Source organism: Neobacillus sp. WH10 (assembly GCF_030123405.1).
Taxonomy (GTDB): Bacteria; Bacillota; Bacilli; order Bacillales; family Cytobacillaceae; genus Neobacillus.
The window spans coordinates 2,246,756-2,262,719 of sequence record NZ_CP126110.1 but is presented as its reverse complement, the minus strand read 5'-3'; the positions used below and the strand labels follow the sequence as shown (position 1 = coordinate 2,262,719).

Below are 15,964 nucleotides of genomic sequence, written 5' to 3'. Positions count from 1 at the left end.
TTTTTTTCGTCAAGAAAATAGAAAAAGCACCCGTTCGAGGCTGTTGACTAACTAATTGGGAGTTTCATTCCCATTTTGTCAACAGCCCCGTTAGGATGCTCTATTTTTTCATACACTTTTTCCAAGTTTACTATAGTTACTTCATAAGTAAATCTTTAACTAAATTGATCCTAAAATAAAATAGAGTAGGAAGAAAAAGGCAATGATATACATTGTGACCGAAATTTCTTTCCTTCGACCTGTGACCAGTTTTAGAATAGGGTAAGCAATGAAGCCAAACGCAATCCCATTGGCAATACTAAAGGACAAAGGCATGATTGCCATCATTAAATAAGCTGGAAATGCTTCGGTAAAGTCGCTAAATGGTATTTCTTTTAAGTTTTGAACCATTAGACAACCAACAATAATCAGCACAGGTGCTATAGCAGCATCTGGAATCACTTTAAAAAGTGGAATAAGAAATAGTGCTGGAATAAACAATAATCCTGCTGTAAACGAGGTTAAGCCCGTTCTCCCGCCTGCTGCAATTCCCGTTGCCGACTCCGCCGCAGTCGTTGTAGGACTGCAGCCAAAGAATCCTGCACCAATAATTGAAAATGCGTTTGCTTGAAACGACTTTCTAAACTTTGATTTGTCTGGCAGCATACCGAGCTGTGCACCCATATTTTGAAATATTATCACTATTGATAATGAAAATACAGCAGTCCAGAAATTAATTGTACCAATTTGACTAAAATCAAAAGCAAAAAATATTTGATCATACCCGCTAAAAGAGAAACTAAAATCACGTAATGTTGAAAAATCTACAATTCCTAGCATTGAACCGATTATGGTACCAACAATGATTCCTATCAGGAAGTTCCCCTTTACATTGCGTAAGAATAGTGGGACTAAAATAAGTAAAGTCAGAATCGTTGTTAAGGCATAAGGATCCGCTAGATCACCTAATTTGACAAATGTCCCCTCACTCGCAACAATCAATCTACCATTTTTCAACCCTAAAAATGCTATAAATAAACCGATCCCGGCCGTCATGGCATTGATCATCGAATTTGGGATGGATTGTGATAAATAGAACGCTCCTTTTGTTACTGTTGTCAATGTAAAAATAATACCTGCGATTAAGACAACTGCAAGTGCTTGCTGCCAAGTTAGCCCAAAAGAAAATACAAGGGTAAAAACAAAAAAAGCATTATCTCCCATACCCGGGACGATGAGTAATGGTGAATTAGCCCAAAGAGCCATCAGCATACAGCCAAGAAAGCAACAAATTAAAGTGGCGATTGTTACTGCTTCATACGGCATCCCAACTTGACTTAAAATCGCACCATTCACCGCGATGATATAGGCAACCGTCATAAATGAGGTTAGTCCAGCAATTCCCTCTGTCCGAATACTCGTATTCGCTTCCTGAAGTTGAAAGATCCTCTGTAATCGTTTACTCAATCCAATTTCCCCTTTTATTATGCGAGTTCAATCGACCAAAAACATGGTATACTTATTTTTATATTAACCATTTGATTCGATATGTGATTTTAGAAAGGATGCATGATTATGATAACCAAAATCTCGGAAATTGCGATCTTCGCCGATATTCCTGAGATTGATGCACCACATATTATTTCCAAACTAAAGGAGCGCAAGTTTAAAAAGAATCATGTCCTTATGTTTGAAAATGATTTAAGTGAAGATGTATATATCATTCGTTCTGGTATGTTAAAGATATACCGTATTCACGAAGGAAAAGAAATCGTCCTAAGTATCTCAATGCCAGGAGATATTTTAGGGGAAGTTGAAGCATTATCCAACGATAGCCATCGAATTTCTTCTATCGAAGCACTTGAAAATGTTTCAGTATGGCATATGACAAAACAAGATTTCCTTCAAATCGTCGATCAGTATCCATCTGTTCTTCGTAAAGCCTATATGGTCCTAGTTGAACGGACACGGATGCTTAACCGCTTGATTCGTTATTTAACCTTTTATGATGTGAGAACTAAAGCTGCAAATTTGCTAGTGGATCTCTATTATAATTTTGGAAAACCAGATGGAGATAATTTTAAAATTGACCTAAAAATTAATCAGTCCTTGCTTGCAAATATGCTTGGAGTAACCAGAGAATCTATCTCCAAAACACTAGGCGATTTCCAAAATGAAGGGCTCATCGATATACGTGAAAAGTATTTTTACCTATTAGATAAAAGCCAATTGGAAGCAATTTGTAGTGAAACCGAAGAGGTTCCAGCGCTTCGAAAGTGGTATAACGTTTAATCTTACCATAACTAATGATAACAAATGAAAGCGTTCCATTTCAGTTAGTTTAATTACGATTATTTTGTTAACTAGTTCACAAAAATGTTGTTATCCTTTTAACAAAAAATAGAAATAGGGATTGTAGGATATGATTGAGGTAACTCTAGAAACTATCATTAATTAACTTAAAAATAAATAGCGAACAATGTACGTCACTGTTCGCTATTTTACTCAATTATTGGATGATCTTGGTAGATCTTGCTCTTTCTGCTGTTTGTTGAATCCGCTTACTTAAAGGTTTTTTCAAGACAAGCGCTAAAATGAAGCTGGCGGCAACAAAGACTAGCAAGGAAAATACATCCTTCATTACCACTTCCACAACCATCCCTCCTACCGCCTCACGAAGCATACTTACTGCATAACTAAATGGCATGAAAGGATAGATCATCTGAAAAAAGGTAGAAGTCGTACTAACCGGAAAGGTTGCGCCAGAACTGGAGATTTGCAGCACTAAGAATATAATCGCTAAACCCTTTCCGATATTGCCGAATACCGCGCATAATGTAAAGGTGATGATGACAAACACCATGCCGATTAAAATACTAAATAGTACAAACCATAGTTTGTCCACCGCATACGTATGAATAAAATACAAATCGCCCAAGGACGCAATGGCTGCTTGAAAAATTCCGATAGTAATAAACGTTAATAGTCTTCCAAAATAAACCTGGTACCCCTTGTACTCGTTGTCGGCGTTTTCAACATCGACCCGAAGAGAGGCAATTAAGAAGGTAGCTCCAACCCATAGTGCCAGCATTGTATAAAAAGGTGTCATCGCAGATCCGTAATTGGGAATCGGGAAAATCCTTTTCGTTTCCAAAAGAACAGGGCTTGCTAAAAAAATACTCTCTTTTTTGGGATCATGCTTCAAAAATTGGATTAAATCATTCACATTCACACTGCTCTCTAAGCTGCGAATTTTATCAGCGGCACTCCTTATTTTCGCTTCAAATCCTGGTAAATCGTTTCGAGTCATATCGGCAGCTTTATGAACAGTCTTTTCTACTTCCGGCAGCTTTGTTTGAACAAGATTAGCCGCTTTTCGAATATCTTCTTCAAGAGCAGGTAAATCGTTTCGAACAAAATCAGCCGCCTTTTTTATTTTTTGCTCAACCGCAGGCATTTCATTTTTGAAGAAATCTGCCGCTGTGTTTATTATTTTTCTCACTTCATCTATTTTTTGTTGAAGATCAAGACGAGTTTGACTTACTTGATTATGAATATTTGCTAGTTCCTCATAAAGACGGGTTAGCTGCTCCTGATTATCCGCGATATCGGTCTGGTCATTTTGAGCATCCTTTGCAGAATCAATCGCCTGCTTTATTTTCGATTCTATTTCCATCAAATTTGCAATTACATCAGTAATGATATCATTGACACTCTGTAAATCTGCAAGCTTCCCTTGGATCGCCAACACCATGTCTCCTGCTTCTTTTATCTGTGGTAAACTTTCTTCTACCTTCAAGATGCTCCTTCCTGCCTGCTGAATTTCCGGAATTCTTTGTTCCAAATCGATAATTTTTTGTCCCTTTTCCCGTATTTCCGGCAATTTCCCCTCTAATTCAATCGCTTTTTTTCCCATTTCCTCAAACTGGGGAAGAGCCTTTTCCAGTTCAAAGATTTGTTTTTCAACGTTATGGATCGAAGGCAGCGCTTTCTCTAATTCAATTCCAGCTTTAAAGAATCCTGAAAAAATTGCATCCCCCACCGTTTTTACGAAAGTCTGACTTATTTGAGCAGTAACGCTGGATGCACCTGAACTTGTAATTTTCGGTGCAACGGCATTGATTTTCTCATTTACTCCAAAAATAATTTTTGGTTTTTGCGGGTTTATTTCTAAAATGCTTGTAATTTTCTTCGAAAAATCTTTTGGAATAATGAGATACGCATAATATTTGCCTTTTTCAACTCCCTTTTCAGCTTCACTTCGGGTTACAAACACCCAGCCAAGGTTATGGTTTTTTTTTAGATTTTTTACGGTATCATTGCCGACATTGATTTTGTTTCCTTGTATTTCTGCCCCTTCATCCTCATTTGCGACGGCCACTTTGATTCCTGATGTATTGCTATATGGATCCCACATCGCCTTAATATTTACCCATGCATAGGCAGAAGGCAATACCATTAGTGCCGCTATTAACAATACTACAGAAGGAACACTAAAAATATTTTTCCAATCGGTTCTGTAAATGCGCCAAATTTTTCTCAATTTTCCCCATCCTTAGCAAAATTTCTATTAGTTTTCACCAATTACATGGAAAAATTCAAAAATTAGAAAGAACGAAAACAGAACAAGAAATAGGGATTGCAGCTGCAATCCCTATCCATTTTTCAAAAAATAAACCAACTAGTTTTTTAACAGAACCTGCCACAACCGATAAAGCTTGCACCGATGATAATTAGCAGGATGAATAAAACCACGATTAAAGCAAAGCCGCTTCCGAAGCCTGCACCATCCATTTGTTCCACCTCCCAGATATTTCTGAATTATCTTATGTAATTGACCTGATTTTGTGTATAAAAAAGTGCAAAGCGTTTGGTTACTGCCCGTAATGAATCGGATTTAACCCACTAAAAGAATTCGATATCCTGTGAAAAATCATAAAAAAAGCTGCCCAAGAATTACTTCTCAAGCAGCCTTTCGTTATTATTTTTTTGAAACACTTTCGGAATTTGGATTATAGTTGAATGTTGACCTGTCTACAGGAACAAAGTTCTCTGGTGTGTAAAAACGCAATAAATCTCCATTCACTACTTTATCAGAATATGTTAATTTTTGTTGCACCATTTTCTTATTTTTATTGGCCTCGTCCATCTTGTCCTCTTCTAATATCATACCAGTATGGGAATCATAGAATTTACCGTCAACAGATGTAATCGTCGGACTCACATAATCACCATTTCGGAATGCAACAAGATCATCATGCTGTTCAGATAATAGGTCGGTTCCAAATTGTACATAATCTTTTGTATCGGTACCAACCAAGTGAAGTAGTGTTGGAAGAAGATCGACCTGACCACCATATTCGTGGTTCACGCCACCCTCCATACCTGGCACCCGAATGAATAATGGTACTCGTTGTAACCCCGCACTTTCAAAAGGAGTAATTTTCTTTCCAAGGACTTGTTCCATTGCTTTATTATGATTTTCTGAAATTCCGTAATGGTCACCGTACATAATAATGATCGAATGATCATATAATCCAGACTGCTTTAAATAATCAAAGAATTGCTTTAATGCTTCATCTGCATAACGAGCTGTCTGGAAGTATTGATCGACAGATTTATCACCTGTTGCAGCCGGCGCTATTGTTGCATTCTCTTCATTAATCGGGTACGGATAATGGTTCGATACTGGAATAAATTTTGTATAAAATGGCTGCGGCAATGATTCCAGTAGTGGAATCGATTGCTCATAGAATGGCTTATCCATCAGCCCATATTCTGCTTTGTCCTGAGAGCTTATTTGATAGTAGTTTGAATCAAAAAACTTGTTATATCCAAACGATTTATAAATCTCATTACGATTCCAGAAGCTTCCTGAATTTCCGTGAAATACAGCAGAAGTATAACCCTGTTGACCCAAAATCGCTGGAGCAGCCTGGTAGGTATTTAAACCTTTTGTGGTAAAAGCTGAACCTTGTGGTAAGCCAAATAATGAATTCTCCAGCATAAATTCAGCATCAGAAGTCTTTCCTTGTGCAGTCTGATGGAAGAAATTATCAAAATACATAGTATTTTTATCATTTATCAATGAATTTAAAAACGGAGTAACTTCTTCCCCGTTTAACTTGTAATTAATCAGGAAGTTTTGCATCGACTCAAGATGTAAATAAATCACATTCATTCCTTTGCCTACACCGAAATAGGCGGGATTAGGCTCAGCATAATTCGATTTTGTATAGTTAATCACTTCTGTCATATCGTCACTGTTAGCCATTACCCTTTGTGCAGATGCAGTCGTACTTTTAACAGCATCATAAATAGTGTAATTGTATACTCCTAAATATTTCACAATATAATTTCGATCAAATTCTCTTGTCAATAATTGAGGGCGGTCTATTTCTGCTAAAGATAAATTCAAGCAAGAAATTGCCAATGATATAGCGAATAGAACTGACGTTTTTCTGCGGCTCATATCCTTGACCTCAATCTTTGCAAAACGAAAACCAAGTAAGGCAATCAATATAATGATATCGATAAAGAATAAAATATCATAGGGCTTTAAAAGAGAAATTACACTGCTGCTCACATCTCCAAAATTTTGCGTCTGTGTAATCGTTGGTAACGTAATAAAATCATTAAAGAACCGGTAATATAAGATATTTGCATATAAAAGAAAGGATAACAGAAAATCAATCACAATAAGCGAAATATACTTTTTCCGTCCTTTAAAAAAGAATGATATACCTAAAAATAGTAATGCAGAACCTAAAGGATTGATAAATAATAGAAATTTCTGCAATGTATTTTCTATACCCAAATCAAATTGTGTTAATTGAACGATATATGTTTTTATCCATAGGAATAATACCGATAATAAGAAAAAGCCAATATATTTATTTAAAATACCTTGACCTCTTTGAAAAATGTTATTCATTTACTGACCACCTTTTAGAACATAATTATTACAAAATAAAATGCACGTTTAAAAATATGAGATTGAAACCAAATTCCTTAAAACCTATCATAGCTGTTAAATATGAATAATCAATGAACAAAATAAGAAAAATTAAACTAGAAAAAATCAAACATAAACCGTAAAAGTAATAGAATTGCTTGTTGCGATAGCAATTTTAAAGAGATTTCCTACCTCTCCCTAGCGCCTTCCATCTAATTTTTTTCTTCAAATAACCCATTTTTATCGTCCTCTTCTACGGTAATCCTTACTATTCACTCCTTTAATAAAACCAAAATAAAAAATACCATAATAATATTGCATTCACATAATTCGTAATTCTACATATTTGCTCATCTTCAGCAAAAATTTTAATGTTACATAACAGTATGATACCATATAATTATGTAACATAGATTAAGGGGCGTTTATAAATGGAATATGTTGAAGCTCTAAGAGATATTAAGCAAATCAATTCAATAAAGAAATATTTAAAAAAGCATTCTGAACGGGACTATGTTCTCTTTGTATTTGGAATTAATACGGGGTTAAAAATTACCGAAATGCTGGATATAAAAGTGAACGATGTATTCGAAAAAGAAAACTGTGTTAAGGACTTCTACTTGCTATCACATAAAGAAACGTTGAAGGAAGTCTACCTTAACCATAAAGTAAAACAGGCAATTCTCCATTACGTTCATACGCTTCATCTATCAGGTGAAAATTTTTTGTTTAAGTCCAGTAAAACCGATAAACCGATTACCCGCCAACAAGCCTATCGCATTATTCATCAGGCAGCAGAAGCGGTTGGCATCGAAGGAAAAATCGGTACCAACTCCATGCGGAAAACGTTTGGATATCATGCATATAAACGAGGAATCGCCATTTCACTATTGCAAAAGCATTTCCACCATTCCACCCCTTCTGAAACGCTTAAATATCTTGGAATTTCAAAAGAAGAAAAACTTAAAACTGAAATTGATGTCAACCTCTAAGAAAAGCAGAAGCGCCCTTTTTAACTTTTTAAAAAAACTTCTTAATCCATGAACAAACTATATAGGAGGAATAGAAAATGAATATTCGCGAAATTGAACTTCCTGGTATTGGGAAAAAGTATGAAATCATCACCAAAAGCGCAGATAAAATAGTGATTATTATTCACGATGACGGCAGAAGAGAAATTTATTATTTTGATCAAGAGGATTATGAGGAAGCTATTGCCAGTACTACATTTGATGATTCGGAGGCAAGAAAGATAGCTGCCATAATTGGTGGAATGACTTATGCACCAAAGGCTTTAGAAACAATTGAAATGGCTTTTGATGATTTGGTGATTGAATGGTCTAAGGTGGAGCCTGGAGCATTAGCGGTTAACCAAACCATTGGAAATTTAAATATCCGTCAATCCTATGAAGTAAATATTGTCGCGATTATCAAGCGCAATCATCAAAAAATCCATACCCCTGGTCCTGAAACCATTTTAGAAGTAGGAGATACAGTCATCGTATCTGGTCAGCGCAATCAAGTAAAAAAAATCGTAAAAGAAATTCTTTCAAGAAGGGACGGGTGATACTATGACAAATCACTTAGTTTTCGAGGTAGGTACAGCGTTAATTCTAGTCGCCCTAGCAGCATTATTAGCAGGAAGGTTAAAATTCTCGATCATTCCTTTTCTTATCCTTTTAGGGATGGTAGTTGGTCCACATGCACCTCATTTTGGAATAATCGATCTTAGATTCATAGGAAGCTCAGAAATAATTGAATTTTTCGGACGAATCGGGGTTTTGTTTTTACTATTTTATCTTGGGCTTGAATTCTCTGTTGGAAAATTAATTCGTTCGGGACCTTCTATTGTAATTGGCGGATCTATTTATGTAGCTCTTAATTTCATTTTAGGTTTAGTATACGGATTTGCTGTAGGCTTCCCTGTTATGGAAACGTTTATTATTGCTGGTCTCCTTAGTGTTTCCTCTTCTGCCATTGTTGCTAAGGTTTTAGTCGATTTAAAAAGAACCGCAAATACAGAAACAGAATTAATCTTGGGAATTGTTTTATTTGATGATATTTTCCTGGCTATATTCCTCTCAATCATGTCAGGTCTTTTACTTGGTGAGTCAACGACTATTTTAGGTACAATCACCTCGGTTCTAATTTCACTTGGCTATATGATTCTGTTTTTCATTATCGCCCGAAAAGGCGCTCCTATCCTTAATAAACTATTAAACATTAAGTCTAATGAGATTTTCATCCTCGTTATCTTTGCTTCACTATTTTTTGTTGCAGGTTTTTCAGAAAAACTCCATGTTGCTGAAGCCATTGGTGCTTTATTATTGGGTTTAGTCTTTTCTGAAACTGAACATCGCGAGCGCATCGAACATTTAGTTATCCCATTTAGAGATTTCTTTGGAGCACTATTTTTCTTTAGTTTCGGTTTAAGTATTGATCCTTTTAGCTTGGGCGGTGCCGTTTGGTTAGCTCTAGGTGCTGTTGTCCTTACTATCATTAGCAACTTTGTAGCTGGAATGATTTCCGGAAGAAAGGCTGGTCTTTCTCATAAAGCCTCTTCTAATATCGGATTAACAATCGTTTCTAGGGGTGAATTTTCGATCATTGTTGCTAATTTAGGCCTTGCTGGAGGCTTAATGCCAATCCTAAAACCATTTACCGCCGTTTATGTTCTAATCTTGGCTATTCTCGGGCCCTTTTTAACGAAAGAATCCAAAAATATTTATCAACTATTGAATAAAATTTTCAAATGGGAAAATAAAGGAAACCTTAAAAAGCAATCCACATCTATTCTTAAAAACCAATCTGAAGAAAAAAATAGTCATGGCATGTAAATAAAAAAATAAGCTAACGGAGATGGATTAAAACATCCAACTTTGTTAGCTTTATTCGCTAATTATCTACCTAAAGAAGAAGGAATTTGTATATAGGTATCAGGTGTATTTAATACTAAGTCCCATTTTCTTAGCATAAGATTTTTTTAAAGAAACTTGCGTAAAATGGAAGGGAAAATAAGTAATTACGGCGGGCTTGTTTAAAATATTTATCGGATTGGTGCAATCATCAAAGGGGGGTGAGTTTATGTTTAAATTTTTTTCTAATAGAAAAAAACAAACAAATAATGAAACGAAAGTTCACTCTCTCATTATTACTAAGTTAGATCGAATTATTGAGTTACTAGAACAACAAAAAAAGGAAACTGAAAGAAATAATCTCCACTTTGATCATGTCCATATTGAACATCTAGAGAACATCATTTTTCGGTTAGACAATATTGAAATAGACCAGTTGAGCGGTAAATTAAGTATTGGAAATAATATTTATAGTTCAGAGGACTTAACTAAACCACTTATCCAAAAGATTAATAAGGAACATGCAAAAGAGGAAGCCATGTCTGACACAACTTCTCCTAATGAAACAAAAATGATGAAAACTTCAAAGGGATATCGATTCAAAAATAAATTCTAGCAATGTCTCTAATAAAAAATAGCAGTAACACTAGACTTTTCCCTTAATAATATTAGCAATTTTAATATCTTGATCTTCCATTATTGCATCAATAACATCTTGGTCATTATTAACATTAACATTGTTTAATAATTGATTATTGTTTCCGAATAACCCCCCCTGTGAATAATTCACCTTTTCGTTTCCATCTATTCCAGTCACATGCCCATCCCCAACAAATACAGCACTATTATGATCCATAGTATTAACATTTAAACTATCAAGATCTAGATTTGTGGTATGATCTTCATCACCAAAGTTTTCAAAAGAAATATTGATATCACGGTCATCAATTGGTGTATCAATAAAATCAGGGTCATTCAATATTGATATATTGTTGATAAGGAGATTAGACCTGCCACTAATACTTCCGATTACACTATTTTCTTTCCCGTGAGCACTCCAGCCGACTGCATTATTTCGTTCCCCTATAAAAATCCCACTTTGTCTTTGCATTGTTTGGACATTTATATCACCTGTAAAATGTAAATGTGAAGTTTTTAACATAATCTGCTCACCACGTTTGGATTATTTTCTTGGTCATGTAAGAGCACCTTCATGCTTTCCTTCTTATTAAGCTATTGTATTTTATGTATGGGTTTCTGGATTGTGATAAGTGCCTAATCATCTAAAGAAAGATTGTGTCAATCGCCCAATAATTGAATAAGTTAAATAAAAATGGAAAAGGAGCAATTCTGAAATGATTAAAATTACATTTGACAATTTATCTGTAATGAAAATGAGTAATACATCCGGTATTTTCATTGGTAAAAAAAACACTCATAAAAATTTTCGAAAGGAAAGTGTCATCAACGAAGTAGTGGGAGCTTTATCCGGTAATGAAAATAGGGTTAGAAAAAATAATTGGACTAAAAACAGAGAAAGATGGGAGGAGAATTAATTTATGACTCCCCCAATCTTATCTCCAACCTTTCATATTGGCACAATCAAAATTGGGAGCATTGAAGGAGCTTCTTGCTTAAGCATAGGAAACAATTTTATCGAAGACTTTAAAAGCAGCAAAAAACATAACCAAGGATTAGGAAACATTCATGGAGATCGGAACAACTTCGCACATACGAGCGCTTCCTTAACAAATTACGAGAGTAGCCCAATGAAACGGAATCAAATAAATCAAGAAAAAAAAGAGGAACCCACATTAAAAAACGAAGCTCCTAGTTAGGAATTTTTTTTTGCTTTTTTTATAATAAAAACCATCCAAACGAAAGTAAGGATGGTAAAAGCAGATGATATATTTTTGAAAATATTATTTCTTATACATTTGAGCCTAAATTTGGTTTAAAATCTTGGTCAAAAATAACCCCATCAATTACTTCAAAGCTATCGGCATTATTACTTATATTCCCAGCAATAGTATTAAAAGCACCATATTGTCCGCCAAAACCCAAGTTATATTTCCTGTTACCATCCATTCCGGTAACAATGGATTCTCCAACAAAAACCGCTGCATTAGGCTGAGGAGAATTAATATTCATTATCCCTAAATTAATGACTGTAGGCATTCCTCTCTCCTCCCATTCTCTCCATTATTATGAACTATATTATGTTTAACCCATCATTTCAGTGAAAAGATTATATGATTCTGTTGCCTGTCCTGTATTTATTTCTTATCACGTTTGGCATTCCGATCGCTCTTAAAGATCTGTATAACTCCCTGCAGTACCTCACCTGAATAAGTTGACCTAACAAATAATTAGAAGTATAATACAAACATAAGTTTATGTTTTAAACATAAGTTTATATGAAGCTTATTCTCACACCAATATAAGAAATGAGGTGAGTTTGTGCCTGAAAGAATGACTGAGAAAGAACAAATGATTCTCGATTTAATACGCAAGAATCCCTATGTTTCTCAACAAGAGCTTGCGGAACTATTAGGATTATCTCGGCCATCCATTGCAAATATTATTTCTGGTTTAATCAGAAAAGGAAGTATTTTAGGTAGAGCCTACATTTTGAGTGAATCACAACATGTCATTTGCATTGGCGGCGCTAATATTGATCGTAAATTCCATATCAAGGAGAAAGCCCAACTAGGTACCTCAAATCCAATTTTCTCTACACAGAATGCTGGAGGAGTTGCAAGAAATATCGCAGAGAATCTTGGAAGGCTTGGGATGGAAGTGTCACTTATCTCTACAAGTGGCTCAGATAAGGACTGGTCATTCATAGAAGAATCATCAGCTCTTTACATGAACTTAGAAACTGTGACCCAATTCCCTGAAAAATCAACTGGCTCCTACTCTGCCGTATTAGATACTAGTGGAGAATTAGTAATTGCTTTAGCAGATATGGAAGTATATGAAGCGATCACACCTGAATTACTTCTTAAACACGATTTATTATTAAGTCGCTCAAAATGCATCATGGTCGATTTGAATTGTCCAAAAGAATCCATTCAATTCTTGTGTCATTTCGCCAAGAGTCATGATTTACCGATTGTCATAGTACCTGTTTCAGCACCAAAAATGAAACGCTTGCCAGATGATTTAAACGGCGTTACATGGCTCATTACGAACCGAGATGAAACGGAAACTTACTTTAATATTGAAATCAGAAATGAAGAAGATTGGAAAAATGCTTTAGAAAAATGGTTATCACTAGGGATTACCAATGTGGTTATTACGAATGGAAAAAAAGGATCCATGATTGGTAATAAAGAAGAAGGAATCTTCCATATTCCTTCGATAGAAACAAAAGAAATCATAGATGTCACAGGAGCTGGTGATGCTTTCTCCTCTGCAGTTATTTACTCATGGTTAGAGGGCAAATCTTTAATCGAAATTGCCAAAGCTGGCAATATTAATGCATCCAAAACACTGCAATCACCCTATACAGTTCGGCAAGATTTATCAGCTGAAAAATTACAAAAAGACATGGAGGAAATATCATGAAACAATATATTACACTATCAGAAGAAGTACGCGTAGCGAAGGAACAAGGTAAACCAATTGTGGCTTTAGAATCTACGATTATCTCCCATGGTATGCCCTATCCACAGAATGTGAAAACTGCTCGTGAAGTGGAACAAATTATCCGAGACAATGGGGCCGTTCCAGCAACAATTGCCATCGTGGATGGAAAAATTAAAATCGGTCTATCTGATGAAGAGTTAGAAATGTTTGGTAAAAGCACAGATGTTGCAAAAGCATCTAGACGTGATTTAGCTTATTTAATCGCTACAAAAAAACTTGGAGCAACAACAGTAGCAGCAACAATGATTTGCGCAGAAGCAGCAGGAATAAATATCTTTGTTACTGGTGGTATTGGCGGTGCTCACCGAGGCGCTGAGACAACCATGGATATTTCAGCAGACTTAGAAGAATTAGGACAAACAAACGTAGCTGTCATTTGTGCAGGTGCCAAATCGATTTTGGATTTAGGGTTAACCATGGAATATCTTGAAACAAAAGGTGTACCGGTTATAGGCTATCAAACCGATTTACTCCCAGCCTTCTATACGCGTAATAGTGAGTTCCCTGTGAACTTCCGTGCTGACGATGTGGAAACAATCGCCTCTTCGTTAAAAGTTAAATGGGAATTAAACTTGAAAGGTGGAGCAGTTATTGCCAACCCAATCCCAGAAGAATATGCCATGGATGAAAAAGTCATTAATGGTGTTATTGAAGCGGCATTAAAAGAAGCTGAAGAACGACACATTTCCGGTAAAGAAGTAACGCCATTCTTACTAGGAAAGGTAAAAGAACTAACAGAAGGCAAAAGCCTAGATGCAAACATTGCTTTAGTTAAAAACAATGCCATTGTTGGAGCCAAAATAGCTGTAAGTTTTAATGCAATGAAATAAGAATTAGTAAAACCAATTTTATAGGAAGTTGCTTTCAGCTTGTAGACATTTTCTAGATTATAGAGAAGTCTACAAGCTTTTTTATGTCCTCGAGCACCTTAGAATGGATATGTCTCATTTTCCAACCCATTTGTATAAGGTAATATCATGATAAACTGGTTCAAAAAGCTCATTTGATTGAAAGGTTTTTACTTTTTCGATTTTCCCCTTTAATGAAGCACCTTGAGAAATAAATCCCTCAACAACCTTATCGGTAAGAAGCAAGGTACTATTCTCATAATATTTCGAATCAATTTGGAATAATTGATATGTTTCTATTCTTTTATGTGTATAAGGGGCATTTAAATATTGTAATACCCTTGTTTCTTCCCAAGTATACAGAATGACAGGTTGACCCATGCTTTCCACAAAGTCATTCATCTTGTAGACCGCAGGACTTTCGGTTGCCTGTTCGCTTATTAAGATGACATCATAATAAACCTGCAGCCCTAAAATAAAACCAGACAGTGTTAGAATTAGAAGTGTTACTCTATTTTTAAAAAGTTGAATACAAAGGAAAAGAATCAACAGGCTAACGAGAGGGAGAGCATGTCTGGCCTTATCAATATTTTGTCCCAGTAGTGCCCACCCAAAATAACTAATGAACATCAGATAAAGTAGTCTCATGAAGGGGCTTTGATCGCGTTGTTTCACAAAGACACGAGAAAGAACAATAAAAAAACAGATCAAATAAATACCTGCAATCATAAAATACTTGGTTGCCATCCCAGTCCAAAAAATGTTATCCCCTATAAAAATGATTAATCTCTTCACGAAGCTTATGTGCGATGTCTCAATTGATCCCCCCCAATCATTAAAATGACCACTCGTAAACGCTAAAGAAAGCTTAATGAATCCCATTAAACTCCCTTCTGATATAACAAGAGCAGTGATCCAAATAGCTTGAAAAAAAACGCCCCAGCAAGAGTAATAAATTAACTGTTTAATTGAAAGTCCACCATGTTTTACTTTCCAATAATAAAGAAAAAGAATGCCGATCAAAAATGGGAAATATGACAGGCGAATTCCAAGCATTAGGCTTAAAAGGACTAAGGGCAACAAGATTGCTCTCGTATTTTTAGTTTTTAAAGCAAATAATAGACTCCAAACATACCACCAAAATGCAGAAAGAGCTGATCCTTCTGACATCGGCTGGTTTACCATGATGAGACAATAACTTGAAGAATAGATTATCGCAGTAGTCAACGATGAATAAGAACGAGATAGAAATGCTCTGCACACTTTGTAAATAGGGAAAAGAGTGCTAGCATAGAAAAGGATATTAAAAACCGTTAGTGCCTCTGAAAGATTGGCAACAAACAAATGAATGAATTTACCTCCTAAAATGAAAAAGGGGTATCCTGGGAAGTGTGGCTGCATTGCCATTAAATCAAAGCGATGAACAGCAAGGGAAAAGTCTACCTGATCCCAAGATGATACAAATGGATTCAAAAACTGAAGTTGTGTGACAAAAACAAACAAAATAGAAATAATGCTTAAACCTATTAATAACCTACTTTTTATATGCCCTTTAGTCAATTTGGTCCAAATTTTCATGTTTTCACCGACCTTTATTTTGCACGAAACATATTCGATTTCCACGTCATCATTTTCTATGGTAATGCAATTTAATAAAGCCCAAACCTAACATAAAA

The 15,964-nt window shown here is 35.5% G+C and carries 15 protein-coding genes; 8 read left to right on the top strand and 7 right to left on the bottom strand.

Translation table 11 applies throughout. The features are described 5' to 3' along the window. Nucleotides 1-159 precede the first annotated feature (159 nt). The gene (locus tag QNH20_RS10725) at nt 160-1,446 is read right to left on the bottom strand and encodes an NCS2 family permease (protein WP_283922868.1); all 1,287 of its coding nucleotides are present in this window, start codon (nt 1,444-1,446) and stop codon (nt 160-162) included. A 108-nt stretch (nt 1,447-1,554) separates the two neighbouring features. On the opposite strand from QNH20_RS10725, the gene QNH20_RS10720 reads away from it, so the two are divergent. Continuing rightward, nucleotides 1,555-2,271: a Crp/Fnr family transcriptional regulator gene (locus QNH20_RS10720; RefSeq protein ID WP_283922867.1), complete on the top strand. Its 717-nt coding sequence runs from the start codon at nt 1,555-1,557 to the stop codon at nt 2,269-2,271. Nucleotides 2,272-2,488: 217 nt separating this feature from the next. Here the strand turns inward: QNH20_RS10720 and QNH20_RS10715 are convergent, their stop codons facing one another. From QNH20_RS10715 to ltaS, 3 genes are all read right to left on the bottom strand, one after another. Beyond that, on the bottom strand, nt 2,489-4,522 hold the full coding sequence (locus QNH20_RS10715) for a YhgE/Pip domain-containing protein (protein WP_283922866.1): 2,034 nt from the start codon (nt 4,520-4,522) through the stop codon (nt 2,489-2,491). 146 nt (nt 4,523-4,668) lie between these two features. After that, on the bottom strand, nt 4,669-4,773 hold the full coding sequence (locus tag QNH20_RS10710) for a YjcZ family sporulation protein (protein WP_283922865.1): 105 nt from the start codon (nt 4,771-4,773) through the stop codon (nt 4,669-4,671). A gap of 187 nt (nt 4,774-4,960) precedes the next feature. Further along, the gene (ltaS, locus tag QNH20_RS10705) at nt 4,961-6,913 is read right to left on the bottom strand and encodes a lipoteichoic acid synthase (RefSeq protein WP_283922864.1); all 1,953 of its coding nucleotides are present in this window, start codon (nt 6,911-6,913) and stop codon (nt 4,961-4,963) included. Nucleotides 6,914-7,365: 452 nt separating this feature from the next. Here ltaS and QNH20_RS10700 point away from each other — a divergent pair, with 452 nt between their 5' ends. The 4 genes from QNH20_RS10700 to QNH20_RS10685 all read left to right on the top strand — a co-directional run bounded on the left by QNH20_RS10700 (nt 7,366) and on the right by QNH20_RS10685 (nt 10,405). Further along, on the top strand, nt 7,366-7,926 hold the full coding sequence (locus QNH20_RS10700; protein ID WP_283922863.1) for a tyrosine-type recombinase/integrase: 561 nt from the start codon (nt 7,366-7,368) through the stop codon (nt 7,924-7,926). A 77-nt stretch (nt 7,927-8,003) separates the two neighbouring features. Beyond that, nucleotides 8,004-8,501 carry a cation:proton antiporter regulatory subunit gene (locus tag QNH20_RS10695; RefSeq protein ID WP_283922862.1) on the top strand — a complete coding sequence of 166 codons (498 nt, stop codon included), beginning with the start codon at nt 8,004-8,006 and terminating at the stop codon, nt 8,499-8,501. 4 nt (nt 8,502-8,505) lie between these two features. After that, nucleotides 8,506-9,771 (top strand): cation:proton antiporter, encoded by a 1,266-nt coding sequence (locus QNH20_RS10690; RefSeq protein WP_283922861.1) that lies wholly within the window; start codon nt 8,506-8,508, stop codon nt 9,769-9,771. 247 nt (nt 9,772-10,018) lie between these two features. Continuing rightward, complete coding sequence (locus QNH20_RS10685; protein WP_283922860.1) at nt 10,019-10,405, top strand: hypothetical protein; 387 nt, start codon at nt 10,019-10,021, stop codon at nt 10,403-10,405. Between the two features lie 30 nt (nt 10,406-10,435). On the opposite strand, the gene QNH20_RS10680 is transcribed toward QNH20_RS10685, so the two are convergent. After that, the gene (locus QNH20_RS10680) at nt 10,436-10,951 is read right to left on the bottom strand and encodes a hypothetical protein (RefSeq protein ID WP_283922859.1); all 516 of its coding nucleotides are present in this window, start codon (nt 10,949-10,951) and stop codon (nt 10,436-10,438) included. 193 nt (nt 10,952-11,144) lie between these two features. Between QNH20_RS10680 and QNH20_RS10675 the strand changes: the two genes are divergently transcribed. Further along, a complete protein-coding gene (locus QNH20_RS10675) occupies nt 11,145-11,345 on the top strand; it encodes a hypothetical protein (RefSeq protein ID WP_283922858.1) in 201 nt (66 codons plus the stop codon). Between the two features lie 373 nt (nt 11,346-11,718). Here the strand turns inward: QNH20_RS10675 and QNH20_RS10670 are convergent, their stop codons facing one another. Beyond that, on the bottom strand, nt 11,719-11,967 hold the full coding sequence (locus QNH20_RS10670; RefSeq protein WP_283922857.1) for a hypothetical protein: 249 nt from the start codon (nt 11,965-11,967) through the stop codon (nt 11,719-11,721). A gap of 294 nt (nt 11,968-12,261) precedes the next feature. Here QNH20_RS10670 and QNH20_RS10665 point away from each other — a divergent pair, with 294 nt between their 5' ends. Continuing rightward, nucleotides 12,262-13,359 carry a carbohydrate kinase gene (locus QNH20_RS10665; RefSeq protein ID WP_283923391.1) on the top strand — a complete coding sequence of 366 codons (1,098 nt, stop codon included), beginning with the start codon at nt 12,262-12,264 and terminating at the stop codon, nt 13,357-13,359. Then, a complete protein-coding gene (locus tag QNH20_RS10660) occupies nt 13,356-14,270 on the top strand; it encodes a pseudouridine-5'-phosphate glycosidase (RefSeq protein ID WP_283922856.1) in 915 nt (304 codons plus the stop codon). The genes QNH20_RS10665 and QNH20_RS10660 overlap by 4 nt, the downstream gene beginning before the upstream one ends. A 114-nt stretch (nt 14,271-14,384) precedes the next feature. On the opposite strand, the gene QNH20_RS10655 is transcribed toward QNH20_RS10660, so the two are convergent. Beyond that, nucleotides 14,385-15,866, bottom strand: coding sequence for a hypothetical protein (locus tag QNH20_RS10655; protein ID WP_283922855.1), 1,482 nt, complete (start codon nt 15,864-15,866; stop codon nt 14,385-14,387). Between the last annotated feature and the right edge of the window lie 98 nt (nt 15,867-15,964).